This window comes from Hymenobacter perfusus (assembly GCF_003944765.1).
Lineage (GTDB): Bacteria > Bacteroidota > Bacteroidia > Cytophagales > Hymenobacteraceae > Hymenobacter > Hymenobacter perfusus.
On sequence record NZ_RWIU01000010.1, the window covers coordinates 14,078 to 38,181 of the forward strand.

Below are 24,104 nucleotides of genomic sequence, written 5' to 3' on the forward strand. Positions count from 1 at the left end.
TTAGCGGTTGACATACTCAACGTGAGGTTCTGCCTGGCCAAGGAATCTTGATGCCATTGACTGAGAATAGGCACCTGCGTTATCAAAGGCTAAAAGCTCTCCTACTTTCAAATCATAGTTAAGTAAGGCTGATCCCAGTATGTCCCTGGAAAATGTGGTTCGTCCAACTACCAGTGTTTTAGTAGGAGTCTCTTTCTCAGTAAGGCACTCCTTTGTACCTATATGCCGGATCCGATGAGGAGTCTCGGGATGATGAAAAGGCCTTGGAAAAATGGCAACGCTACCGTCTACAACTGCTATCTGCTCTCCGTCAAGATCTTTGACGTCAGTTACTGAAGTAACAAACGTGCCACATCCCGCTGCTAATCCACGCCCTGGCTCAAAAACTACATCAATATGTCTACCTAGGCTAGTTTGTAATTGATTTACCAGGAATTCGATGCTTCTTCCAAAGAAGTGTATATCGAACTCTGCGCCCTCGTGTTGGTAGTTAACACCGATACCTCCCCCAATATTTATATACCTGAGAGAAGGGATACTTGCAGCTAATTCAAAGAACGCTGACAAAGTAGGCAGCATTGGTTCAGGCCTTTGAAAGTTTGTACCAAGGTAAATGTGCAGTCCTGCTAATGAGCGCCCTAAAGTGGCGGCCATTGCAAGAGCTTCCTGTACAGAGGAAGCTGGAACTCCTATTCTATTTTTTTCAAGCCCAGCTCCTAATGAGGATGCGTTAATACGTAGTCCCCCTTCAGGCGCACCTAATTCAAACCATGCTTTTAACTGAGAAAGCGAGTCCAAATTTGTGCGTATTCCAGCGTGCTGTAGAACACGCATATCATTCTCCGTTATCCCTGTAGAGGTGAATTGTATTTTACAGTTTGAAAATCCTGCTTCGCCTGCCATCCTCAAGTGAGGAATGGAATTGACGCAAGCACCTACACCGTACGCCGCTAACATCTGGAGCACTGGCAAGCGATCGTTGGCCATTGTGGCGAAGAACAGGCTCACATCTGACTTGGCAAAGGCATGTTGAATCTCCAAAAGCCTTGATCGAAGACGAGCCAAGTTGTAAACATAGAGCGGGGTTCCATGCTGGCTGGCGAGAGTAGCCAGCATAGCATCAGAAATGAGTTGGTTTTCGGGTATCGTGTCTACCGAGCCGAGCCGAGTTGCAGTTTCAATCATGATGAACACGGATTAACCCTTCGCGAGCGGCATTACTCAGCGAAGCAATGAGCGTTGAAACATCTTTTTGGGGAGCAATGCCCATCAGATCCTCATTTCCGTCAAGCTGAAATACAAATAGTTCGGCGGCAGTCATAGTACCTCGCTTAAGAGCCTTGATTACCGCATAAATACAATAGTCAACTTGCAGCAATCTAATTGAGCCGTCGTCCTGTATCTGCCACGCCAAAAATGTAGGTTCAGGATTCGCAGGCAGGTCGGAATGACCTGACAAAGCAGGCGTGACGTCATAGTCCAGAGCTATGCTTTCCAAGATTGCCCCCTGTGAGAAACTGGTACCCAGGAGAATGTCCGGAAGAGACTCTAAAGTCGGCAGTATCAATGACCTATAAGATGCGATTGAAATGCTCTCGAATGTAGACACATGTTCAGCAACCCGCATATTAACCAGTATGGCCTCAGCCGCAGCTATTGCAGCTGACCGCACTGGTGGCTGCTTACGCAGCTCCGCCAACACAAACGTTGCGAAATCGGCAGGTGTGCCATAACCCCTGCGATAGGACTGGGCATCTTCAGCATCGTTTCTTGTGTGTATCCAAGTAAGCCATGCCCGGTAGACCTCATACATCCCGCCAGTTATATCAGCAAGCGCCAAAGTTGGGGCCAGCATAGCTTCTACCAAGGGCGAGAATTCATCCAATGCATCAATGACTCCTTCTTGACCGGGCATGAGATCCGGAAGAATTGCTCTATAGTAGGAGCCAAACAAATCGGGATCGCTTTTAATTATGACTCTGTTATTGCGATCTGTCTCCACCCCAAGCGGAAGGTCCACAAAATGACCGCTACACTGCAATCCATTAAGCCTAGCGTACATTGAAGAGTCCACAAAAGGGCAATAGCCAAATAGATGCGTTGGACGGCTACCTAACCGTAGTGCCTTCTCATAAGCGTTGAACGTCTCCATTAAGCTTTGGCGATCCTCCGTAGGAAAGCCAGCAATGAAACCCGCGTTAGGCGTAATACCCGCTTTCAGACATACTTCCAACACATCCAGGGATTGCTGAAGCGGGATATCCTTACGAATTTCATGCAGCATGCGCTGTGATCCGCTCTCCAGCCCGAAGTAAATTGCATTACATCCGGCCCGGCTCATAAGATCTAACAGAGGCTTATCGACGGTATCTGTACGAGCACTACACGTCCATCTTACAGGGGATCCGGAATCGATGAGTGCGTTGCAAACCGCGACTACCCATTTTCTGTCGGTCGTGAAGAGGTCGTGTGTAAAGTGAACACGAGTGGTGCCATATAACTCCCGTAAAAGAGCTATCTCCTTTAATATTCGGGCTGGCGACTTAACCCGGTGTCTTCGCCCCCAGAAAGGTGCGGTAGAGCAGAACTCGCACTTGAATGGACATCCCCTGCCCACCTCCAAGAAAATCTCTTCGCCTGGATCAGGTTGATAATGATCATACGCTGGAATGGGCAAATCATCTAGATGAGCGATCAAAGGGCGCGAGCCACCTTTGAGTATATCCCCATCCGCACCTCTGGTTAGTGCACCAAGAACAGATTTTTGTATATCGCATTCGAGTGCGCTCAATAGGTCAATAAAGGTTAACTCGCCTTCCCCCAACACGATGGCGTCAATAGCTTTATACCTTTCGAGAGTTAGTTCTGCTACTGCTGACGCATGTGGCCCTCCCAATACAATTTTACTCTTCGGCGCATGTTCTTTTATCGCCATAGCAATCTGTAGCACGTGATGATAAGAGTCACACTCCGTCATAAAGCCTATCACGTCCGGCTGGTCTGCACAAATGTCTTCTGCTGCCGCCCTGTAAAATTGATTATCCAGTTTTAAAGCTCCGGATAGGACGCGTCTGTTTATATCGTAAAGCGCGCAGGATATATCAGGCCGACGTTCCTGCACTATGGCAGTGAGCGAAAGCAAACCAAGCGGCGCAAAACTATACATGACTGTTGCCAAAGGCTTAAAGTCACTTTGCAGAACCGCAGCGTGCCGAACATGAGGGCTGGTAGCAAGGAGCAACTTCATGGGCAAGATTGTTACTCAGCAGCACTAGCTGAAACATGAAGGTTGGTTGATTTGCCAACCGCGGAATTCTCCAATAATACAGTGCGGTAAATTGTGCTTTGTATTTCAAACTCGGAGGCCCCGCAGTTGGTAAAAGTACCGTGCCGAGCATGTGACATGGCCGGGCAGCGGGAAGCACAATAATATTTAGGATCATTTATAACACAATTGGCGCAAGTTGATGTAAAATTTGTCCAATTAAATGCACGTATGTCCCAGTTGCCTCTCCATACCTCAGCAAAAGAGCGATTGTAGACGTTTCCGGCGGAAAATATGTTCTCGGCAGCACACATAGTACAAGGGAACACGGTGCCGTCGGATGCTACATAACATAAGAACCGGCCGCTTGAGCACCTGCGAGTCATGTAGGCTAGGCTTAGGCCATAGTTGAAGATAACGCCTACACAAAGCCCCGCGGCCTGGTGGTATTGATGCTCCCATTCACACTCGCGTATCCAAAACCGGGCAGCTCGCTCAACGTCTTCAGGCCCATTCTCTAAGTCCTTTCTAAGCTTACCCCGGCCTATTGGGCTAAATGGCACACTTCTTACAGACACTCCATTTAACTCTGCCCATTGCATTAGGTCTGCTAAACCATCTATGTTTTCACGGTGGGTGTTGGTCATCACATTTGTCAGAAACCCATGTGATTTTGCACGCAGGATTGCTTCTTTACCTCGCTCAGCGGGACTGTTATGACTGCCTCGGCCTTGGTGCAAATCGTCGATACTGACACTGATGATGACCCCTTCCCGCGGTAGGCTGTCGAGTACCTCATCTGTAAGAAACAGGCCGTGTGTTGCGATGCCTACAAGCAGCCCCTTCTTCCGTGCATACGTAACAAGCTCAACGAAGTGGGGATGTAAGGAAGGTTCGCCTCCAGTAAAGGCAACAGCCCAAACTCCCATTTTTGCCATCTCATCTAAGAGCGCATACCACCGTTCTGCCGGCATCTCGTGGGGCCTAGCTGTACCACCGTTAATGTAGCAGTGGGGGCACGTGAGATCGCAACGTCGGGTCAACTCCAGCCAGACCAACGGAGGAGTTGCCAGATGAAATCCTTCGACTACCTCCAAGCTCGTGAGCAGGTGAGGGGCCAAATCTTCACGAGTGGTCTGCTCGTGGAGCACAGACATGGCTGTTGGTGCTGCCAGAACTATCTCTCCATCAGGGAAAGCCACAATGAATCCAAAGTATTCAGCATTATAACGAACGGCACCTGACATCGCTCCCTGAATTTTTAAAGGTCTCATCGGTTTCGTTCCTCGATAAATCCGTACTGCGCCATGGTGGAAATCATATTCCTGATGTGCAGTTCACAAGAAGGTTGAAGCTCGCCATTATCCTGCACCGAACAGCAACGGTTGATAACCTCTTCCACAGTTCGCGCACCATCCAAGAATCCCCAGACCGAGTATCCTAGGTTATCAAGTTCGAGAAAATAGCGACGCTGTAAATTATGTAGAACAATACCGTTAGGTGCCAATGTCCAGAGTACCCAATCGCTGCGCTCTAATACTCGTTCATCCAGCTCATTCGAGCTCTTGGGCCTATGCTCCCTTGGAGCCGAGACGTGAAAAGGGGTTGCTTTCATATTAGCACGCGCTTTACAGGTATAGTACAGCGTCCCCGAACTCATAAAAAGAGTAGTGCAGGGAGGACGCTTCACGATAGGTATGCATGGCGTTTTCCATGCCTGCAAAAGCAGCATCCAAAACAATCAAGCTATTTTGATATTGGTGAAAGTTTGTAAAATAGGCGTCTACAACATGGAATTTGTAACCAGGAGTGATGTAAAGCTTTGACCTACCCGATGTAGCCGTTAGCTGGCCATCATCTCCAACAGCCGATTCCAATGCGCGCAGGCTGGTACTTCCGCAGGCAACTACTTTGTTACCGTGCTTCCGGGCGTTTAGAACCACGTTCACTGTTTCTTTAGGAACGCAAAAAGATTCGGCCCACATTTCATGCTCCTCCACTTTGCTTTCCAAGAAGGGAAGCCAGCTACCGACGGAGTGTAATGTGACAAAGCAGACATGGACACCGTGCTGCTTCAGGGATTCTACCAATTCGGGGGTAAAATGCAGCCCGGCGAGCGGGCTTTCTACGGATCCTTCTTCAGTAGCGAAATATGGATTCAGATGTTCAGCTGTCCATATACCTTCATAAAAGAATCCCAAGATGGGTATACCCTGTGATTTAAGCAGTTCCCTTAATGAATCATTCTCTGGTCGTACTCTGGCCAGCTTGTACTTTGTCAGCTCTGTTGCCAGCACCTCCACGCTCCCACCCCTACGAAGCTCTATGCGCTCACCTGGCCGCACGTCATGCATCGGAAAGATGCGACACAGCCCCGTGTTATCGCTGTCCAGATCAACAAATCTTAATTCTACTTGCCCGCCAACAGCGGTGAAGCCTTTAAGCACGCCGGGAATACGTTTGCTGTTATTCAGCACAAGGACATCTCCTGGTGCAAGCCACTTTGGCAAATCGAACACAGTGGAATGAGTAAGAGCACCTGAGGTGCGGTCAACTACGAGCAGACGCGAAAGGTCACGTCGTCCTAGCCTGATCTCGCGAGGCGTGCCCTCGAGGTTTTCTGGGGCGAGAGTATAGCGGAACTCTTCAATATTCATACAACAACCTTTTTAGATCAGCCTGAGAGAACCATGGAAGAGACTCAATAGCACGGTAGAAGCCCTATTGTGCTACCCCGACAGTAGCTGCGACTGTGGCGATGCGTTCGTTCAGAACTCGTATTTCTTCCATTGATAAAGCTTGGGCGTTAGCTCCAGTTAACACGGGCTGCCCAACCAGGGCACTGTGAATATGACTCATCTGCCATTTGCCATCTGCCCCTTTGTCCCAGATAATCGTTTGGCGGACGGAAGATTCTATTCCATTGACCTCAACGCTGAGGTTTCTGGCAGCAAGAACTTTATTAGCCGCAATCATCTGAACGTTCAGACTCACTTCATTTACAGAACGCTTGGTTTCGAATTGAGTGAACTTTTCCCTGAATGTTTCTCGACCATCAATTGCCTCGGTTTCTTTTAAGGCAAACAGGCGAGCATCATTCGAATGGATTTGAACTTTTTCATGCAGATAATCAAAAAAGCGCTGATCTCCTTCTGCATAGGCTTCCAGAGAATCTCTCATTGCAAACTCTAGGGCGGGGTCCAAAAAATTAGTTTCCATTTCAGTATTCTGCATTTCAGCAGCGTTATTTGAGTTGAATAAAGATTCATGGAGCAGCCGCTGCATGGCTAGCCCAGGCAGTGTACCAGCTGCATCCTCCCAAGCCAAAGGGAGTTCCTAATACCTTGAAAGATAGAAGCGCTGATAACCTGAGAAATCAGTGTTATCACTGAATTATGAGCTGAACTACCCCACATAGCCATGCAATTCGTCGACCTCGCCGCTGCGCACCTGCTTCGGAGAAGCCTCGGCCATTTGCTGCTCGGCGCGCCAGCCGTAAGCTCTGACCCAGCGCAGCACCGTTACGGTCGGCATTTCAGAGAGGTGCCGCTCGTTGTTCTTCAGCAATGCAGATGCTGAAAGTAAGCTGTGCTTGTACTAGGCCGCTCGGCTTGGGCAGTGTCGTAGCAGTTAGCATCTCATCGGTAGCTGGCTAGTGCACTGGCAGTGTCGCTGCGCAGGTGCCAGGACAGCCTAGGCCCGCCGCAATCGGCTTGGATGATGAGCCGTGATCCGGGCTAACGCAGCGTTAGGGCATACTCCAGGGAAATGAGTCCCAGCTCGGTCGGCATCTATGTGTTTATATGTGTTTAGGTGTCAGTCCACCACATGCTCCAAACAGGCATCTCCAAGGCTTTGGGAGTGGACTCGTCTACCAAGCAGTTCTCGTCCCCCACAGCTTATTATCGGCTATGATCGTACTCTGCTGCAACGGGAGCTCAAGGTCTCCAAGCCATGGCCGCGCAGCCCAGTGCATAACGCATAGCGACATAATAAGTGGGGATTCAATCTCCCTCTTTTAAACAACACTAGCCTGTGCAGGACATGGAACAATGGATGGGCACAATGCTACGCTAGCTGCTTCGCACTTGGAGACACAGCCTGCAAGCGATCGACTGTCAAATCTGAGAAAAAGCCCCATGGAAAGACTGTGAGTAATTGCTTGGGCGATCCAATGAACTCTTCGGCGAAGAGAATGTAGCCGGTCCAGACCAGAACTCCAGCAATCAGCAAGGCCTGAATAAAACGTGTTCGGTTGCGAAATGATGTAAGCGCTTTGGTCCACTGTGAGAGCCCTGTGAGAGTCGTTAAGTCAGGTGCGGTATTAGTGCCTGTGTCTGGTTCTCTTGCCTGAGCATATTCGGATGCGAAAAGCAGGCTAGGAGCCGATGGTTGATTGGCAACTTTAGGGCGCACATTTCTTACACCAACTTCACGGGCGTATAACTCGCGGATACGATCCGTCGCAGCTAAGAAATCAGCTTTCGCCAACAACTCTTGAATGGCTTGCTCACCATCGGGGGAAGCCGTAGGTGGAAGTTGGTCCCCCAGAATACGCTTCCAAGCCTGAATAAAGCTCGGCACATCCGGTTCCGGTGCGTTGGTATCTCCTAGTGATGCCTTGAACTGCTTTCCCAATGCTAGCACATGCGGGTGCAGCTTTGGCAATAGAGCCGGCTGCACGATCCCAGGCAGAATAGTTAAATCGCGTTCGATCTTATTACTGAGAATGGTGAGAGCACTGATGACATTTGTTGCTTGAGCAGCCAGATTAATCTCCACATCGTGAGTTGCATTGAAAGCCGCCATAAGCTTGTCTTCCGACATGCTTACTGAATCTATTGATATGGTTTGAAGTTTTGGTAATAGTTCTTTCACAAACGCATTCCAAGCGTCTTGCTGAGCAGGGGGAATAACGCTGCCAATGTTTTGCAAAAGAGATTCACGACTAAGTTTCCAAGCAGGTAACTGAGTATTTAGTTTTTCGCACAGCTGACGAAGTAGCAGCTTCAGTTCAGAGTCAGCGCCATACGCATTTCCTGCCAGCAGAAGCCGATCTACTAGTGGCAACTTCAACCGTCCTGCTTCCACAGTATTGGCAAGCGGTTCAGGTAACTGCCATTGGGGATCTAGCAGAACATGGGTGCCGTCCGCTTTCGCTTTAACATTTTGTAAGCGCCCATCAAATTCTTTCTGCGTTTCATTAAACGAAATGGAAGCGCTGTCAATGGCTTTTGCTAATTCTATAGCAGGGCTCTCATGCACCTTGGTGATCAATTCATTTTCTATAGCTCGTAGGCTGTTGATTAATAGTTGATCTGCTGCATAAGAACTCCGCCGATTGATCTGTGTCAACAACTGTCCGGCTTGCTGCTGAGCATCGGTTCGCTCTATTGTTCGTTGCAACAATTTGCGAACCAAGTGCCCGACAGCAATTCCTACCGCCAGCACCAACAGGATCAGCCAAGTAGAGCGCCGGGATTGAACTTCAAAGGGAATAGCCAGGGGTTCTGCCAATTGAGTGGCACGCACAAGAACAGTACCCGAGAAATTTCCCACTGGAAAGTTCCCTGTCAGCTTCGGGGTTAACCTTAGCACCCCATCTGGAGCTTCAGCCTCAAAGTGAAGGCCGCCGCCGGGGGCGAGTTGCACGCCATCGAGCGTAGCACTCACATGGGTGAGCTTAATTGCCCGGCTTGCGGGCTGTACTGTCAACGGCATCAGTGGCTCGCTGTCCCACAAAGGCATGCTGTTGCGTAACTGCTTCACTGTAATCTTGCTCGCCGGCCGGAACACAGCCGGTAAAACAGCAACTTCCAGCACGAGAATACTTGCTGTGCGCTTTGGTAGCCTGCCTTCCAGAGTCAGGCTGTACGTACCGGGTTGGGACAAATGATTACAGTAGATGCTAATTTGCAATAGTGATCTCTCTGGTAGGCCGCCCAAAGTACTTGCAACAGTAAAAGCGGGCTGTCGTCCCTCAACTACCTGGTTTCCCAGACGCACACCCATTAAATGAATCTGTATAGAGGCCGCTTGTAGTGTCGTCGCAGTAGAGAGAATTACCGGTGCCACCAATTTTAGGGTATCCGATTGGCTTACTTGAGGCCAGCTTAGTTCGTAGTGCGCTCCGGCCGGCGGGAGGGATAGAATTGGCTCATCGGCAGCCATGGACTGCATGGCCCTGCACAGGAGGACTACTAGGCTAAGGCAAAATACCTTGGTGCAGGTCATGGCGCTTTAATCAACACGAGATAGTAAGCAGATTGACCTGATAAATAGAGCCCAGACCCTGGTAACCCGGAGCTTGTCAGATTTCAATTAATTCCGGAACATCAACACCCGTGATGACAAGCGCAAAGTCCTGCGGTGCCTTCAATAGATTCGCTGCAAATACTTGGACGAAATAGGTACCCACTGGCGCTTGGTTGATTCTGATGCACTCAACATTATTATCTGGATCTGGAAGCGTTAGTGCATCTGGAAGCTCCTCATTGCCCAAGTACTTTTTCCCACTTTCCTGGTGGTGCAGGATCATGTTTAGATTGTTCTGTAGGGAACGGCCCGGAGCATCCGTGTAGGCCATACATAGTCGTAGCTCAGGAGTTTCTGCCGATAGAATAAACTGATAACGCTTGCGTTCCCCGGTCCGCACAAACTGAAAAGTCTGCCACTCGTCCACAAAGCGTAAGGTCATTTCAGGGTGCAAGTCGTTAGGAACTGCTTGGCTTACGGTAACTCTACCATACCCCTGGTGAAAATTAGGCTTTCCTGTAACCAAAGCGGTAGAATCATGTCCTGACAACCACTTCGTGCTGTTTATTATCGTTGCCTTCAGCAACGCCGCGCTAGGGGAAGGGTGTCCTGTTTCTACATAATACTGGCGAACCAGGGCTGCGCAGCCTGCTACTAATGGAGCTGCCATACTGGTACCACCGTCAAAAGCGTAGTGAGGATCTTTAGGATGCCCCTGAGCTGGATAAGGACCCCAGAAGTTGGAAATGGGCGCAATTGATGACTTGGTGGAAAGGATGTCAGTCCCGGGCGCCACAACGTCCGGCTTGATTCGCCGATCATCACAGGGTCCTCGGCTGCTGAATGCTGCCAAGCACTCGGGATCACCCGATATTTTGTCGTTAGCAATAGGAGCGGAAGGAAAGTTGCCCGGCCAACCACTTCCCCATGTCTCATCGGACAAGGCCCCATCGGAACGGTCGCTACGGCTTGCCCCCACTGTCAACGCATTCTTACACGAAGCTGGTGACCCTATGGAAAGCCAGTCTACGAACCCCGGTGCAGCCTTCTTAGGCTGTAGCCCCGAGGTGCCAGCATTCCCAGCTGCAATAACGACGAGCATGTCGCGATAACGGTGGACGAATTCATCTACTTCTTCGCTGTTGACCGTGTAATAGGACGGTGTGTCAGAACCCCAGCTATTGTTGTGAATGCGCACGCCTGCCTGGTATGCCTGATAGAATAAGTCATTCAAATCGACCGGCAACCCGCCAAGCCCCCCCTGGGAATCGAGAAGGGACTGAAAGAACAGCTTCGCACCCGGCGCGATGCCTTTGATTCTTCCTGCTGAAGCCGCCCCATGGCCAAGTACCGATCCTGCGACGTGCGTGCCGTGCCCATGCGGATCGCTCGCGTTGTTTGGCCTTCCCAGAGCAACGGTTGCAAGTATGCGGCCTTGGAAATCCGGATGTTGGTCATCAATCCCGGTGTCCGCCACTCCTACAATCTGATCGGATCCGTCCAGTGTTAGCCCACTTGCCCACTCATTGCCCGTCCCAAGTTCGACACCTAACAGCCGCCGGGCATGATCGTTGAAAATTTTTGGCACAACGTATTCAGCCACAGCATCGACTTGGGGTAAGCGGGCTAGCTCATCCAGCAGCGGAGAATTTTCCGGGGCATAAAATCGAATTTTGCGACGGCCCGTTCCTGCTAACGTTGTGTTGCGCTTGAGGAGCCATTGCTCGACGCTGTCACGTTCTTCCGGAGAATTCACCCTCACATCAAAAGTGAGCATTTTCACACCGCTTGTTGGGCTGTACTCTGTACTTCCTCCGCTCACTGACTGCGTAATAACTACTGGTGCAGTCTCAGATGGGCTGATCCACTTAACATCAGCCACATAGGATAATGCTCGCAGGTTCTGTACTTGCTTTGTACTCAAGCGAGCTTTGTAGCAGCTATCCCCCAGTGATTCTAACAGGTTCACTTGTAGGCCAGCCAGCTCAGTCCTCAAATTTTCCAACAAGGGACTATTTAACCAGACTTTGTAGTAATCAATGACTTGAGGATATTGATCATCCTTTTCGCCACTTGTCATCCCCTCCAGTCCAGCATCTGCCTCCCTGCTTCGCACAGAAAAGCGGTCGCTTCTCATTTTTGTGCCTGCAGCAGGCGCATCCCGATTTATAACTGGCAGCTGCTCCTGCACGACCAATCCCTGCTGTCGTAGAGCATCAATTTGAATTTCATCGATGTTGCCAACGACAAAACTTTCCGTACCCTCAGCAGATTCAAGCATGTTAAGAGCCGCCGCTTGCTCGGTCTCGTGCATAAAATATGCGATTACACGTTTCTTGGCCATAGCGATTGCGGTGAGAGAGCAAATTCAAAGAATACAAAGCATGTGGTCTTAAAGCATTCTTACATCAGTGCCAGCACTGTAATTGATGTAAGAACGGCCTTAACTTCGTTGAGTATAAATTTTAACTGGCTTTTGTAGTTGTGCTTAATCAGTTCCACTGATTAAGCACAAGGCCTGTCAGCAGTGTTAGCCCTTATAGGACTTTCATACCGCACTTTCTCGTTGCCAGGCGCAGACCGTGCCTATTAGGAGCCAGTCATGCGCACGGGCCGGCGCACCACCCGAGCGTGGCGCAGGGCTTCAGGCATCGCGAGAGCAGACGTCCCAGCCGACGGTTTTGCGAGAGCAGCGGTCGAGTCAGAGAGCTAGGTACAGCCAGCCAAGCCGCCACCTTGGGGCAGCAAATACGTGATGAAGCGACCCGGACCCGGTTGGTGGCTGTGGGGGTCAGCTGGCCTAGCAAGCGGTTGTGCGCGGAGCGCACGTCGGAGTCGGTGGTACGGGGCACGAACGAGCGCTACTGCTGGGCCCACAAGCTGTGGGCTTTGAGCACACGGCGGATGCCCTGCGCCTGCCTTTACATCGGCTTGGGGCCAGCGCTGGCCGTAGCGCCGAACTGAGCGCTCAAAAACGTGCCGCACGCCCCTTAGTCTCTCCAACTGACCACTGAACATATGCTGGGGCCAAGGTGGAGGACGCTGGACTAGGTTTTCAGGCTCGCATCCAAATAGAACTCTCTGCAGGAACCATCAACCCATTAAATCTGATGCTTGCAACGATCATATTATACCCTTACAGGTATAATATGACTTCAATTGTATAAATTTATACCCGCTCGGGTATTATAACGATTTTACGCGTTAAATTATCCCCAAGCGGGTATAACTTATGACTACTCCCTTAGCTGCCTTTGTGAAATATCGCCGAAAGCTGCTGCAGCTGTCCCAGCCCGACCTGGCGGCGAAAGCGGGGGTGGGGCTGCGCTTCGTGCGCGAGCTGGAGCAGGGCAAAGCCACGCTCCAGCTGGACAAGGTCAACCAAGTGTTGCGCCTCTTTGGCCATGAGCTGACCCCAGCCCCGCTGGACCGCGCCCATTTACTGGATCAGCAGCCGTGAGAAGAGCCGAAGTGTATCTGCACGAGCAACTGGCCGGGCACCTGACCCAGAACGAGCAAGGGTACACCTTCGCCTACGCCCCGGCGTACCTGACGGCAAATAGCGCCGAGCCCGTCAGCCTGACGCTGCCCCTACGCCCGGCGCCCTACGTAGAGCGCGTCTTGTTTCCCTTTTTCGACGGGCTGATTCCCGAGGGCTGGCTGCTGGAAGTGGCAGAAAAGAACTGGAAGCTCAACGCCCGCGACCGGATGGGCCTGCTGCTGGCCTGCTGCCGCGACTGCATCGGTGCCGTGAGCATTCACCCTCTGGAAACCGAAGACCAATCATGAGCCGCTGCCTGTCCTGCTACCAGCTCCTGCCGGAGGGCGCCGGCCCGGACTATCACCCGGCCTGCAGCCGCCGACTGTTCGGCAAGCCCGTACCGCCCGCGTTTCCCTACACCGAAGCCGAGATGCTGGCCCTGGCCGAGGCGGTCGTACGCCAGCACATTACCGTCACCGGCGTGCAGCCCAAGCTCTCGCTGACCATTGCCCCGGCGAGTGCCGCAGGGCAGCCCGGGCGCTTTACCATCGTCGGGGCGCTGGGCGGCGAGTACATCCTCAAGCCGCCGACGCCCCGCTACCCGCACCTGCCGGAAGTCGAGGATCTGACTATGCACCTGGCCCGGCTGGCCCGGCTGCCCACCGTGCCCCACGGGCTGCTGCGTCTGGAAGGCGGAGCCCTGGCCTACGTCACGCGCCGCGTGGACCGGGTGAGGGGACAGAAGCTCGCCATGGAAGACATGTGCCAGCTCACCGAGCGGCTGACGGAAAACAAGTACGACGGCTCCCACGAGCAGGTAGCCCGGGCCATTCTGAAGTATTCTGCTAACCCCGGCTTGGACGTGGTCAACTACTACGAGCTGGTGCTCTTCAGCTTTCTGACGGGCAACGCCGACATGCACCTGAAAAACTTCTCGCTGCTGCAGACGCCCGGCCTGGGCTACGGGTTGGCGCCGGCCTACGACCTGGTGGCCACGGCCCTGGTGAACCCGGCCGATACCGAGGAGCTGGCACTCACGCTCAATGGCAGGAAACGACGGCTGCGCCAGGGTGACTTCCGCCTGGCCGCCGGGCGGGCCGGCATCGACGAAAAGGTTCTTACAGGCATGCTCACACGCTTGGTTAAGGCCCGGCCAGCCTGGCATTCATTTATCGAGCAAAGCTTTCTGCCTATGGCCCTGCAGGAGCAGTTTCACGCCCTGCTGGCCCAGCGGTTCGCGCAGCTGGACCTGGCGTAAAAGTTAAGGTTTAGCCAGCCCGTTCAGTCTCCGGCGGAATTGTCCGCCGCCCGGGAGGCCTCGGCCCGCACGACCGCAAACAGCTCCTCCTCCGACACCTGGAGCACCTTGGCCAGCTGCTGCAGCTCGCCGATGGTGCAGGTACCCGGGCTGCGCTTGCGCGTGTCGTAAGTGCGGGCCGATACCCCCCAGGCCTCCACGATGCGCTTGCGGGTGCCCGCTACCTCCAACAGCTCGGCCAGCGTACCGGGGTGGTGCACGCGCGGGGGACTGGTGAGGGGTTCGGTGAAAGCTACAGTGGGAGCAGGCATTTTAGGCATCGCGGAAAGGCTAAAAAGGCACAGAATAAAGTGCGTAAGGTAGCCTTTCTACGCGGTAAGCAGTTCGCCCGACCATCAGAGCAGCATTAACTGCCTTCAGCGGCCAGCACCAACTCTTCCCAGCGCCCGCATTCGGCCACGGCCAGGGCCAGCCAGTGCCGGAGCCGGGCGGGGTCAGTGCATTGGCAGATAAGCCGCTCGGCTGCTTGCCGCCGGGCGGGCAGGATGGCCGGGTGCTGCAGAATGCAGCGCAGCTCCGCACGCAGCGCGGTCAGCTCATCGCGGTGACCCGCCGCGCGGGCCAGGGACAAATCAGGCGAAACAGGCATCCGCTTGCGGTTAGGGGCAGTGGGGAAGGGAAGTACCCGGGTAGCCAGGTAGCCGCCCCGTAAGGAGCGGCTACGCATACCAGCTAGCGCATCATCCTGGATTTCATCAGCAACACGGGGCCGGCTACGACATCGACGGGTGAGTAGTGCTCCAGCGGGTACGTTTCATACCAGGCAGCCGTGGCCAGCGGGTTGATGAGGCGCCGGCGGTTCTTGCCCTCGTCGTCAAACACCAAGATGTACCCTTCGTAAGGTCCGTGCTGGGGGCAGTGCACGTCGATGTAGTTGGCTTCCAAAGCCGCGCACAGCTGGGCTAACCCAAAGGTTTTGCGGCCCCGCTCGGGGCGCACCTCGCGCAGGCTGCCGTCCACACCCAGCAGCATAGCCGCGCCCTCCGCGGGCAGCATGCCGGCGTGCTGGCTTAGGAAGTAATCTCCCAGCGCCTGCCGCGTGGCATACTCGTCGCCTCCGACTACCTGAAAGGGTCCCCGGTCATAGGTCGTCGTGGGGAAAAGCTGGCCGGTGGTGCCGCACAAAGCCACAATCGAGGAGGGCTGACCGGCCGGGGTGCGTAGAAACAGGCGGGGCGGGAGGGGGAAGCCGGCACCTTCGGGCTTAACTAACTCGGTGTTGTGCAAACTAAAAAGCAGGGAAGTGGCGGGAGTTGAACGCGGGCTGTTTTCCATGATATTGAGCTGTTTTGGTGGTTTTCGCTTCTGCATTAAAAACAAAACAGCAGGGTCAAACATTCACTTTTTGCTCCTTTTTTAGTATCATTTTGCTCTTTCACCATGGCCTTCTTTGCTCCCTTGCCCACCACGATATCTGCGTTAATGGTGTATCCCGCTGGGAAACCCGCTTTGCTAAGAGTGGCCGGCTTCGCCCTTCGGCTTCAATCAGCACCGGGAAGGTTTGGAGTCCCAGCAATGGGCAGGCGTTGGCCTGAACGGCGGCTCGTGACCGGTCCCTCGTCCAGCGGCGGCTCAAACCAATCCCGGTAAGCGGTCGTCAGCCGGTCAGCCACGATGGCCAGGCGCTCCGTGTCGCCGGCCCGCCTTATCCAGATGTGGGCGCTGCCGCAGCCTACCTCGTACCCGCTGCCCAGGAGCTTCTTCACCGCCCCCGCCAGCTCGCGCAAATCCGTGGTGTGGGTATGGGCCAGCACGTGCCGGCGCAGGGCCTGCAGGCTCCGCTTCTCCGCTGCATCAAGCGGCTTTAACTCGATGGCCAGGTAGGCCTGCTGCGGCGGAAATGGATCAGTAACCGGAATGGATTTCGGGGGTTGGTTCATGGGAGTGAAAAGGAATGGGAGGTAAGAGGGTTAGAGCAATAGCAGGGCAAACTGTCCGCCCAGCTCCTCGCGCGTGGCGCGCACGGCTTCCCGGGCGATGGGGCGCAAGGTCTTCACCAAGGCTTCGAGCACCTGAAAGTCCTCTAGTGTGGCCACGCCCAGCGCCAGGCGCTCGGCCACTTCAAGCGTCAGGCCTTCAAGGCTTAGGCCATAGCCGCGCTGCTTCATATCGGCTTCCACGTCGGTCAAGGCTTCGGCCACCCGGGCGCGGTACTGGTTCCAGGCAGGGTCCCCGAAAACGGGGGCTTCGCTTGCATTCATAGGGCGGTGGGAAGGAAAAAAGTAAAACAATGACCGGGCGGGACGCCGCTGCCGGCGGCCCGCAACATAGCCTTAAGCGGCGGCCAGCCAGCTGAGCTCCGCCTCCCGGTACTGCCGGCTGACTTCGTCTTCTTCGTTGGCAAACTCCAGCACGCGGGCAGGAGCGGGGGCCGGGGCCGTTTCGCCCTCCTCCGGCATGCCAAGTATCAGCTTGGCGGCGCGCTGGGCCTTGCTGCCCGCCTGCAGCACCAGCTTTTTATCGTTTTTCAGCCGCTCCAGCCACGACTGGATATAGGCCACGGCATTGGTTTCGGTCTGCTCAGTGTTGAGGCCGGAAGCGGCGCACAGAAACGATGCGCCCATCTCCGCCGTCAATTCCTCCCGAGCGTAGCTGGCCGAGAGCTTGCCCTCGCCGGCGGTCAGGTCCGGGCGGTCCAGCCGCGAAGCGTGGCCGGTGCTGTGCGTCAGCTCGTGAAACAAGGTAGCGTAGTAGCCTTCGCCTGTAGTGAAGGTGGCCCGCTCGGGCATGTTGACCAGATCCAGCGCCGGGGAGTAGTAAGCGCGCTGGTGCCGGTGCTCAATGGCCGGGCGCTCCTGCCAGCCGCTTACGATGGCTTCCGCCGCTTCAATGGGCGTATGCGCGTGGCGCTCCACCGCCGGCAAATCAAATTCGATGCCTTCGATGTCCTCCACCGAAAACACGGTGTAGTACTTCAGGAAGGGCATCTTCTCTTCCTTAACGGTCTGCTCGTTCTCGCGCACCGACACGTTGTAGTACACCACAGGGTGCCCCTTGGCGCCCTTGCGCACGTTGCCGCCCAAAGCCAGCGCCTGCTTGAAGGTCAGAAAGAAAGGTAGCGCCCCGCTGAAGTGCAGTAGAAAAGCATTGATGCCCGAGTAAGCCGCACCCGTGGCGTAGTTGCGGGGCAGGCCATAGACGGCGTTCCACGGCTTGCGCCACGGAATCACGCCACCTTCCAATGCCGCCATAATCCGGTCGGTGACCATCTGGTACACATCGGGGCGGGAGGGGGCGCCCTTGGCAGCTTGACGGGTGGCAGTTTTGCAAGTGGACGTTTTGCGGGCCTTTTTCATAATAAAGCGCTGTTTTTGTGAGCGTTTGCTATACCTATTAAACGAAAAAGACAGTCCCAATGTTATCTTTTTGCTCTATATTTAATATCTTTTTGCTCTTTTTGTTCCACTTTCTTTCCCCACTGCCCCTTTGAGAAATTGGCGTAAACCAGCGCTTCTTTCCACTGCTCAGCTTTTGGGCTGATGAGCGGAAAAACCACTTTTTATAAGCGACGGCAGCCCCGACGCGGACCTGTTTTGGAGCAGGCTGGCGTCAGGGCACAGGGGGCTGGTCCGGTGGAGTTTGGTCGGATTGAGCCGAACCAATCATCGCCTTAGCTATTATCTTTAGCTTTATTGCTACTAATTTTATTAGCAGCGCGTATTATTGCCAGCCCACCTACTTTACACCACCAATGCGCAACGTCGAATTAATCCCCGTCCACGACTCCCAAACCCCGTTTTTACTTCCGCTTTTCAGCTGCTCGGTATCCGCGGGCTTTCCCTCCCCGGCCTCTGATTACACCGATGAGCTCTTCGATTTGAACCGCTTGCTCCTGCGCCACCCCGACGCCACCTACTTGGTGCGGGTGAGCGGCGAGAGCATGAAAAACGCCGAGATTCACGAAGGCGACCTGCTGGCCGTGGACAAGCAGATGGAAGCCGACCACAACCACATCGTGGTGGCCGTGGTCGACGGGGAGTGCACCGTGAAGCGCCTCGTGTGCGAGCACGGCACCTGGTGGCTGAAGCCGGAGAATCCCGACTACCAGCCCTGGGAGATTCACGACGCCGGCGCCGTGCGCATCTGGGGCGTCGTGACCCACGTGCTGCACGAGCTCATCCCCGGTAAACTCGCAGCCCTGCTGCGCACCCGAGACTAGCCATGTACGCCTTAGTCGACTGCAACAACTTTTACGTCAGCTGCGAGCGGGTTTTCCAGCCCCGACTCGAAGGTCGGCCCGTAGTGGTCCTATCCAATAATGACGGCTGTTTGATATCCCGCAGTGCCGAAGCCAAGGCCCTGGGCCTGCAAATGGGCGACCCATACTTTCAGGTCAAGCCCCTGCTGGAGCAGCACAACGTGGCCGTTTTTTCCAGCAACTACGCCCTCTACGGCGACATGTCGCGCCGGGTAATGTGGTACCTGAGCCAGGTGGCACCGGCGGTGGAAGTGTACTCCATCGACGAGGCCTTTCTGGATCTGCACGGCATGGAGCGCTTCGTGGTCAGCAGCCTGGAGACCTTTGCCCGCACCTTGCGCGCCAACGTGCTGGCCCGCACCGGCATTCCCACCTGCGTGGGCGTGGCACCCACCAAAACCCTGGCCAAGCTGGCTAATCGACTCGCTAAGAAAGACCCGGCGATAGGCGGCGTCTGCTACCTGGACACCGCTGAGCGCCGCCGCTGGGCGCTGGAGCAGGTAGCGGTGGAAGACGTGTGGGGCATCGGCCGTCAATATGCCCAAAAGCTCTACGCCGCCGGCATCAGCTCCGCCGCCGGACTGGCCCGCTGCTCGGATGCGTATGCCCGCAAGCACCTGGGCGGAGTGGTAGGCGCCCGACTCGTACGCGAGCTGCAGGGATTCCCCTGCCAGGGGCTGGCGCCGAGTGAAGACGGCACGCTGTCGCGCCGCAGCTTGTGCGTATCGCGCACCTTTGGCCGGCCGCTCACCGACTTCCCTGACGTCACGGGTGCCGTCAGTGCGTTTGCTTACCGGGCGGCCGAGAAGCTGCGCCGGCAGGGCGGCGCGGCCCACTTAATGACGGTGTTCCTGAGCAAGAGCCGCTACGGGCTGGAGCCGCCACCGTACTCCTGCTCGGCAGTGCTCACCCTGCCCGTGGCTACGAATGATACCGTGGAGCTGGTGCGCTTTGCCCGGGCGGCCCTCAAGCGCCTCTGGCAGCCCGGCAACCGCTACACCAAAGCGGGGGTCATCCTCGATGGGCTGGAGCCGGAAGGACAAACCCAGCTCTCGCTGTTTGAGGCCAAGCCCGCTTCGGAAAAGCGGAACCGGCTCATGGCCGAACTCGATGCGCTGAACCGCCGCTTTGGCAAAGGCACCGTGAAACTGGCAGCGCTGGTGCTGCCGCCCGGGCGACAGCAGGCTCCGTGGGAGGGGCAGGCACAGTGGCGCACGCCGCAGTACACCACCCGGCTGGAAGATTTACTTTTGGTAGGGTAGGGCTACAAGCACATGTATACTCAAGCCTAATGTAAAGCGGTGCTGTTATACTCATTACCTTCTAGCATCAATCCAAATTCTATCACGAATTTATACTTTCGAACCTCGAGAGAAAATCGCACCTAAACAGCATGACGAGAATTGCACTTTTCGATAATTGGATACCATTCCATATTGGAAATGAGGTGAAGCACCCACTTGTAGACAATCCTATCAACTGGTCTGAGTTTACAAGTTCACCAAATTTCAAGTTAGTGTATGATGAAGGTAATCATCAAGAATATCGCTTAGAGGACAGACGAGCTATAGATGAAATTCATAGGTTGCTAAAATTTCAAACCTGTCCCATATGCAGAGCACAAATGGCGGCGAGGGAACGTGATTTCAATGAAAGCCTATTCGTCTGTTTAAGATGTGGTTTTTGGGGAGGTCGGGGAAGTAGGATGGACAATGTGCACGAAGGCATTCCTTTTCGGGGTGTTCTTGGATTTTACAAACCCTTAAAGCCACTACAAGAGCTTTCAACAGAGTACTTAGTTACGCATCTAAAAAGATTTCCTGACGCGCTACCCAAAATTGGTCCCAAACGAGCCGAAAAATTTGTAATGGACTTGCTGTCCGATTACTTGAACTGTGAAGTAAAGCCCATTGGAGGTTTTAAAGACAAAGGGGTTGATGGATACATCATCAAAGGCGACGAAATCAGTTCTATTGTTCAAATCAAATGGAGGGAGAATGTCAAAGGAGCGGAAAGCGTAAAGGTTATAAGAGAGGTAGCAGGAACATTGTTAGCGAGGGGTGTTCCATCAGGAATTCTAGTTTCCAATAAAGACCATTTTTCCAAAGACGCTATTTCGGATGCAAATTCTATTTCAAATATCACTATTGAAAAGCTTGGGAAAATGGAGCTTCAATTAATTGATTATCACAATATTATAGATATGCTAGACATTTCTAATACTTTACTTACTGACAACATGAAAATCAATGACTGGATAGATATAGAGAATGCTTATGACGTTTTTGAAGGCGCGATGCGGCTGCATGAAGATTTTGTCAAAATGTTTAAATAACTAGCTCTTGGAGAAGCGTAATTAGCTATTAAGTCGACACTTCAATTTATCCTTACAGCTGAAGTCTTGCTTATTCGACTCATCGTTCCATTTGCTGATAAGCCTGCTTGTCTTCATGCTTAGACCAAATTGCCTCGTGCCGCTCCGCCCGGTCGCGGCTATGCTCAATCAGCTGACTGCCATCTTGCTTCCCTACGGCATCAAGTGTTTGACTTATCTGCGCAATTTCAGGCTGGTCGGTGCGGTAGGACACCTTTATTTCCGAGTGCCGAATGCCTTGCTCGTCGGTTATGGACTGCACGTTGCCTACTCTGGCCCCGCTGGCTACCACGGCAGCCTGTACGGCCTCTGCCTGGCCTCGCTCGCCCGTAGCCAGCGCCGGCTCGTCCACCCGAATAATTGCCTGCTTCTCGCTGCCTGACGTTTCGGGGCTAACTGCCTCCTGTGCCGCCGCACCAACTGAAGCTATCGGCTTAGCGGCCACGTCCAAGCTTCGGTCCCGATTGTGGGGCTGGATAACCGCGGCTTCGGCCGCCAGCTGCCGGGCGGCGCGGTCTTCGTCGCGCTCATCAACGCGCACCCCGGCGTATTGCTCTTTCCCGGAAGCGGCCCGGACGTTGGTGTTGGTCACGATGGCGTGAATGATGGCAATATCGGGCTGGTCATTGCGGTACCGCATGTCAAACTCGGCCCGGCGGATGCCTTGCTCATCCACGGTGCTGCGCACTTCGCTCGTGTGCATGGAGTAGCCGGAATTATCCAGCAGGGCTTTCCAGGCCTCGGCCCGCCCAGTGGCGTTGGGCTCCAACTCATCCACCTTCCAGGTGGCGGTTTTCTCCTCAGCAGCCGAAACTGTGCGCACACTGGCAGCCGCGGAGGCCTCGGTGTAGCGGGCGCGGGCCCGCAGCCCTTCCTGCTCGGCTTCGTCGACTTTACGGCCGGTGGGCGGGGGGTTGTCATGGATGTACTCTTTCAGCAGCACCAATCCGGCGTCTTTAGCGTACACAAACTGCGCAGTGTGCTCGGCAGCTTCCTGCTCGCTGCGGTAGGAGCGGGTGGGCCGGTCTGCGTCGCTCGCGGCAGCGGCCAGTACCGCCTGATTGAGGCGCTGGTCGTTTCGCTCCTGCTCGGCCTGGGCTTCGGGGGTGTTTTCCCGCTGCCGCTGGGCCTCCCGCTCCAGGGCGCGTTGCTCCCGCTCCAGGCGCTGGGCTTCGGCAAGGCGCTGCTGGCGCTCCGATTCCCGCTGCTGCTCTTCGCGCTGGGCCGCGGCGCGAATCTGCTCGGCGCTCAGCCCCTGGTTGGTGTACTCCAGCTCTTTGTTGAAGTCTTTCGCCAGTGGGTAATCCACGCGCAGAAAGCTTTCCTGCTGGCGTTCCGCTTCAGGCCGCAGCTGCTCGCGCTGCCGGTAGAGCTCCTGGGCCACCACCTCCAGCTGGGCCGTGTCGGCGCGGGCCACGGTCAGGCGCACGATGGTGGCCTGCTCGGTGCTGCGCTGAATTTCTACCGCTAGGGAGGGGCCATCCTGCTGCGTCCGGTTGATGTGCTCCACCCGCTCGCGCAACTGCTGCACCTGGCCCGCACCCTGTTCGGCCGACTCGTGGTGCAAGGTCACCTTCAGGCTGGTGTGGTACTTGTCGCTGGTGGCGTGCCACTCCACGGGCCGAGAGGCCTCGCGGTAGGCTTCCTGCTCGGCCACGGGCACCAGGGCGCGGGCGGGCTGCAGCTCGTTGAGGTAGTTGATGTTGAACTGCCGGCCGCCGGCGTCGCGGTCGTTGGCCAGTACCACTTCCTGCGGGGCCTGCTTGTCTATGACCCGCTGAATCAGGGCAATCTGGGCCTCGGTGGGCGTGCCGCTGGTGGCAATGTAGAGCGTGTTCCTGGGGTCCTGCGCGTGCTTGAGCTGAAAGTGGGAGAGGGAGTCGATGGCCGATTCGCTCACCACCACGCGCTCCACCTGCGTATCCTTGCCGTCGGTGGGGTGTGACACCCAGACGCCGTTTTTGGGCAGCGGCAGCAGGCTTTTGTAGTGCTCGTTCTTCTGCTCCACACTGGCCAGCCCGTGCTCATTATAGAGCGGAAAGGCCGTGTTCTTGTGCTCGTTCTGCTGCGCGGTGAAGATGCGCCCCTGAAAAGCCGGGCTGTCGAGGGTGGCATCCGTGATGCCGCGCCCGTGCAGGTAGCCGCGGTCCGTAAGCTCTTTTTTGACGCCCAGCACCTCCGAAATCAGGCGGGTGCGGCGCTCCTCCTCGGCCTGCCGGGCGGCCTGCTCCGGGTCGCCCACCGGCAGGCTGCTCAGGCGCGCGGCATCGGGTGGGGTGGCATACTGGCGGGCCGGGGCCGGCGCGCCGTCCAGGTACTCCCTTAGCTGCTGGCGCACCTGGCCCAGATTTAGGCCGTGACCGTCACCGCCCCGGGTTTTGGCGAAGTCGATGATGGAGCCCGCGTCGCGGTCGTCGCCGGTGTTCAGGTACACCTGGTGGTCGCCTTTGCGGGTGACGATGACGTGCTCGTCGTCTTTAACCAGGTGGTGCCAGTCGCCGCGTCGGCTTTCCTTTTTGATGGTGTAGCCCTGGCGCTGAGCGTAGTCAACCAGGTCAATGTCGCGCTTGAAGCGGTCGAGTTCAGTAGGGTCGTTTTCCCGGGGTGCGTTCATAGGGTGGGCTGGGGGAGTGGAGCCGGACAGCTCCATCTCCTTGCCAGCACCCGGGGGCGGGGCCCCAAGCAGGAAAGCTATCCGGGGTTAGGTGGTCGGTGGCGAACCGCCGGCCCGCTGCGCGGCGCCGTCGAAGAAGGCCAGCTGCTCGCGGAATTGGGTCAGTAGCTCACTGGTGCCAAACACGTACTGATTAGCACCGCTGCCGATGTCGATGCGCACGATTTCCGTGGAGACACCCAGCGCTCGCAGTACCTTCTGCACGAGGCGCGGCTCGTCGCGCTTGAGCTTGCCATTCTTCAGGTTGACGACATTGGTATAGGTCAGGCCATGCTGGGCACAAAAAGAGGTTAAATCACCCTGCGGAAGGGCTTTAAGGCGAAACTGCACGTAGCGCAGGCACTCCGTGTAGGGCGCGGACAGGCTAAGGTCAGGAAACCCCAACGGGGCAGATAGATGGTCAGATGACGACATGCGGGGAGGTGTGCTGCCGGGGGCAGTAGGGGCTAAAAAATCGGAGCAATACTCCAAAGGACGCAAACCACGGCTACAAGATGCCATGCCCTTGGGTAAAAACTCAAATCTTCTATCTACTACCG

23 protein-coding genes are annotated in these 24,104 nt (G+C 55.2%); 6 read left to right on the forward strand and 17 right to left on the reverse strand.

Features of this window, described 5'->3' with window-relative positions:
- The 8 genes from EI293_RS20555 to EI293_RS20590 all read right to left on the reverse strand — a co-directional run bounded on the left by EI293_RS20555 (position 1) and on the right by EI293_RS20590 (position 11,864).
- Positions 1-1,185 carry a diaminopimelate decarboxylase family protein gene (locus EI293_RS20555; protein ID WP_125440435.1) on the reverse strand — a complete coding sequence of 395 codons (1,185 nt, stop codon included), beginning with the start codon at positions 1,183-1,185 and terminating at the stop codon, positions 1-3.
- Positions 1,178-3,247, reverse strand: coding sequence for a B12-binding domain-containing radical SAM protein (locus tag EI293_RS20560; protein WP_125440436.1), 2,070 nt, complete (start codon positions 3,245-3,247; stop codon positions 1,178-1,180). Before EI293_RS20560 ends, EI293_RS20555 begins: the two co-directional genes overlap by 8 nt.
- An 11-nt stretch (positions 3,248-3,258) precedes the next feature.
- Positions 3,259-4,539 carry a radical SAM protein gene (locus tag EI293_RS22685; RefSeq protein WP_211339625.1) on the reverse strand — a complete coding sequence of 427 codons (1,281 nt, stop codon included), beginning with the start codon at positions 4,537-4,539 and terminating at the stop codon, positions 3,259-3,261.
- A gap of 354 nt (positions 4,540-4,893) precedes the next feature.
- Positions 4,894-5,922, reverse strand: a complete 1,029-nt coding sequence (locus tag EI293_RS20575; protein ID WP_125440438.1) for an S-adenosylmethionine:tRNA ribosyltransferase-isomerase — start codon at positions 5,920-5,922, stop codon at positions 4,894-4,896.
- A 64-nt stretch (positions 5,923-5,986) separates the two neighbouring features.
- Complete coding sequence (locus EI293_RS20580; RefSeq protein ID WP_125440439.1) at positions 5,987-6,550, reverse strand: nuclear transport factor 2 family protein; 564 nt, start codon at positions 6,548-6,550, stop codon at positions 5,987-5,989.
- Between the two features lie 120 nt (positions 6,551-6,670).
- Positions 6,671-6,832 (reverse strand): hypothetical protein, encoded by a 162-nt coding sequence (locus EI293_RS22175; RefSeq protein ID WP_170170471.1) that lies wholly within the window; start codon positions 6,830-6,832, stop codon positions 6,671-6,673.
- A gap of 501 nt (positions 6,833-7,333) precedes the next feature.
- Complete coding sequence (locus EI293_RS20585) at positions 7,334-9,157, reverse strand: hypothetical protein (protein WP_125440440.1); 1,824 nt, start codon at positions 9,155-9,157, stop codon at positions 7,334-7,336.
- Between the two features lie 418 nt (positions 9,158-9,575).
- Complete coding sequence (locus EI293_RS20590; protein WP_125440441.1) at positions 9,576-11,864, reverse strand: S8 family serine peptidase; 2,289 nt, start codon at positions 11,862-11,864, stop codon at positions 9,576-9,578.
- A gap of 888 nt (positions 11,865-12,752) precedes the next feature.
- On the opposite strand from EI293_RS20590, the gene EI293_RS20595 reads away from it, so the two are divergent.
- From EI293_RS20595 to EI293_RS20605, 3 genes are read left to right on the forward strand one after another with little or no spacing between them, the layout of a single operon-like run.
- A complete protein-coding gene (locus EI293_RS20595; RefSeq protein WP_125440442.1) occupies positions 12,753-12,980 on the forward strand; it encodes a helix-turn-helix transcriptional regulator in 228 nt (75 codons plus the stop codon).
- Positions 12,977-13,309, forward strand: coding sequence for a HipA N-terminal domain-containing protein (locus EI293_RS20600; RefSeq protein ID WP_125440443.1), 333 nt, complete (start codon positions 12,977-12,979; stop codon positions 13,307-13,309). The genes EI293_RS20595 and EI293_RS20600 overlap by 4 nt, the downstream gene beginning before the upstream one ends.
- Positions 13,306-14,259, forward strand: a complete 954-nt coding sequence (locus EI293_RS20605; RefSeq protein WP_125440444.1) for a HipA domain-containing protein — start codon at positions 13,306-13,308, stop codon at positions 14,257-14,259. Before EI293_RS20600 ends, EI293_RS20605 begins: the two co-directional genes overlap by 4 nt.
- A 23-nt stretch (positions 14,260-14,282) precedes the next feature.
- Here EI293_RS20605 and EI293_RS20610 read toward each other — a convergent pair whose 3' ends face one another.
- From EI293_RS20610 to EI293_RS22180, 7 genes are all read right to left on the reverse strand, one after another.
- Positions 14,283-14,570, reverse strand: a complete 288-nt coding sequence (locus tag EI293_RS20610) for a hypothetical protein (RefSeq protein WP_125440445.1) — start codon at positions 14,568-14,570, stop codon at positions 14,283-14,285.
- 95 nt (positions 14,571-14,665) lie between these two features.
- The gene (locus EI293_RS20615) at positions 14,666-14,986 is read right to left on the reverse strand and encodes a hypothetical protein (protein ID WP_125440446.1); all 321 of its coding nucleotides are present in this window, start codon (positions 14,984-14,986) and stop codon (positions 14,666-14,668) included.
- A gap of 5 nt (positions 14,987-14,991) precedes the next feature.
- Positions 14,992-15,594 carry a hypothetical protein gene (locus tag EI293_RS20620; protein WP_125440447.1) on the reverse strand — a complete coding sequence of 201 codons (603 nt, stop codon included), beginning with the start codon at positions 15,592-15,594 and terminating at the stop codon, positions 14,992-14,994.
- 206 nt (positions 15,595-15,800) lie between these two features.
- On the reverse strand, positions 15,801-16,199 hold the full coding sequence (locus EI293_RS20625; protein WP_125440448.1) for a hypothetical protein: 399 nt from the start codon (positions 16,197-16,199) through the stop codon (positions 15,801-15,803).
- Positions 16,200-16,229: 30 nt separating this feature from the next.
- A complete protein-coding gene (locus EI293_RS20630) occupies positions 16,230-16,520 on the reverse strand; it encodes a hypothetical protein (RefSeq protein WP_125440449.1) in 291 nt (96 codons plus the stop codon).
- Positions 16,521-16,592: 72 nt separating this feature from the next.
- Positions 16,593-17,615 (reverse strand): ArdC family protein, encoded by a 1,023-nt coding sequence (locus EI293_RS20635; RefSeq protein ID WP_125440450.1) that lies wholly within the window; start codon positions 17,613-17,615, stop codon positions 16,593-16,595.
- Between the two features lie 62 nt (positions 17,616-17,677).
- On the reverse strand, positions 17,678-17,815 hold the full coding sequence (locus EI293_RS22180; RefSeq protein ID WP_170170472.1) for a hypothetical protein: 138 nt from the start codon (positions 17,813-17,815) through the stop codon (positions 17,678-17,680).
- 195 nt (positions 17,816-18,010) lie between these two features.
- Between EI293_RS22180 and EI293_RS20640 the strand changes: the two genes are divergently transcribed.
- The 3 genes from EI293_RS20640 (at position 18,011) to EI293_RS20650 (ending at position 20,852) form a co-directional block, all read left to right on the forward strand.
- Complete coding sequence (locus EI293_RS20640) at positions 18,011-18,478, forward strand: LexA family protein (protein WP_125440451.1); 468 nt, start codon at positions 18,011-18,013, stop codon at positions 18,476-18,478.
- A gap of 2 nt (positions 18,479-18,480) precedes the next feature.
- Complete coding sequence (locus tag EI293_RS20645) at positions 18,481-19,779, forward strand: Y-family DNA polymerase (RefSeq protein WP_125440452.1); 1,299 nt, start codon at positions 18,481-18,483, stop codon at positions 19,777-19,779.
- A gap of 131 nt (positions 19,780-19,910) precedes the next feature.
- The gene (locus EI293_RS20650) at positions 19,911-20,852 is read left to right on the forward strand and encodes a restriction endonuclease (protein ID WP_125440453.1); all 942 of its coding nucleotides are present in this window, start codon (positions 19,911-19,913) and stop codon (positions 20,850-20,852) included.
- A gap of 79 nt (positions 20,853-20,931) precedes the next feature.
- Here EI293_RS20650 and EI293_RS20655 read toward each other — a convergent pair whose 3' ends face one another.
- Positions 20,932-23,505 (reverse strand): toprim domain-containing protein, encoded by a 2,574-nt coding sequence (locus EI293_RS20655; RefSeq protein WP_170170473.1) that lies wholly within the window; start codon positions 23,503-23,505, stop codon positions 20,932-20,934.
- An 87-nt stretch (positions 23,506-23,592) separates the two neighbouring features.
- Entirely contained in the window at positions 23,593-23,979 is a 387-nt protein-coding gene (locus tag EI293_RS20660; RefSeq protein ID WP_125440455.1) for a hypothetical protein, read from the reverse strand.
- Positions 23,980-24,104 lie beyond the last annotated feature (125 nt).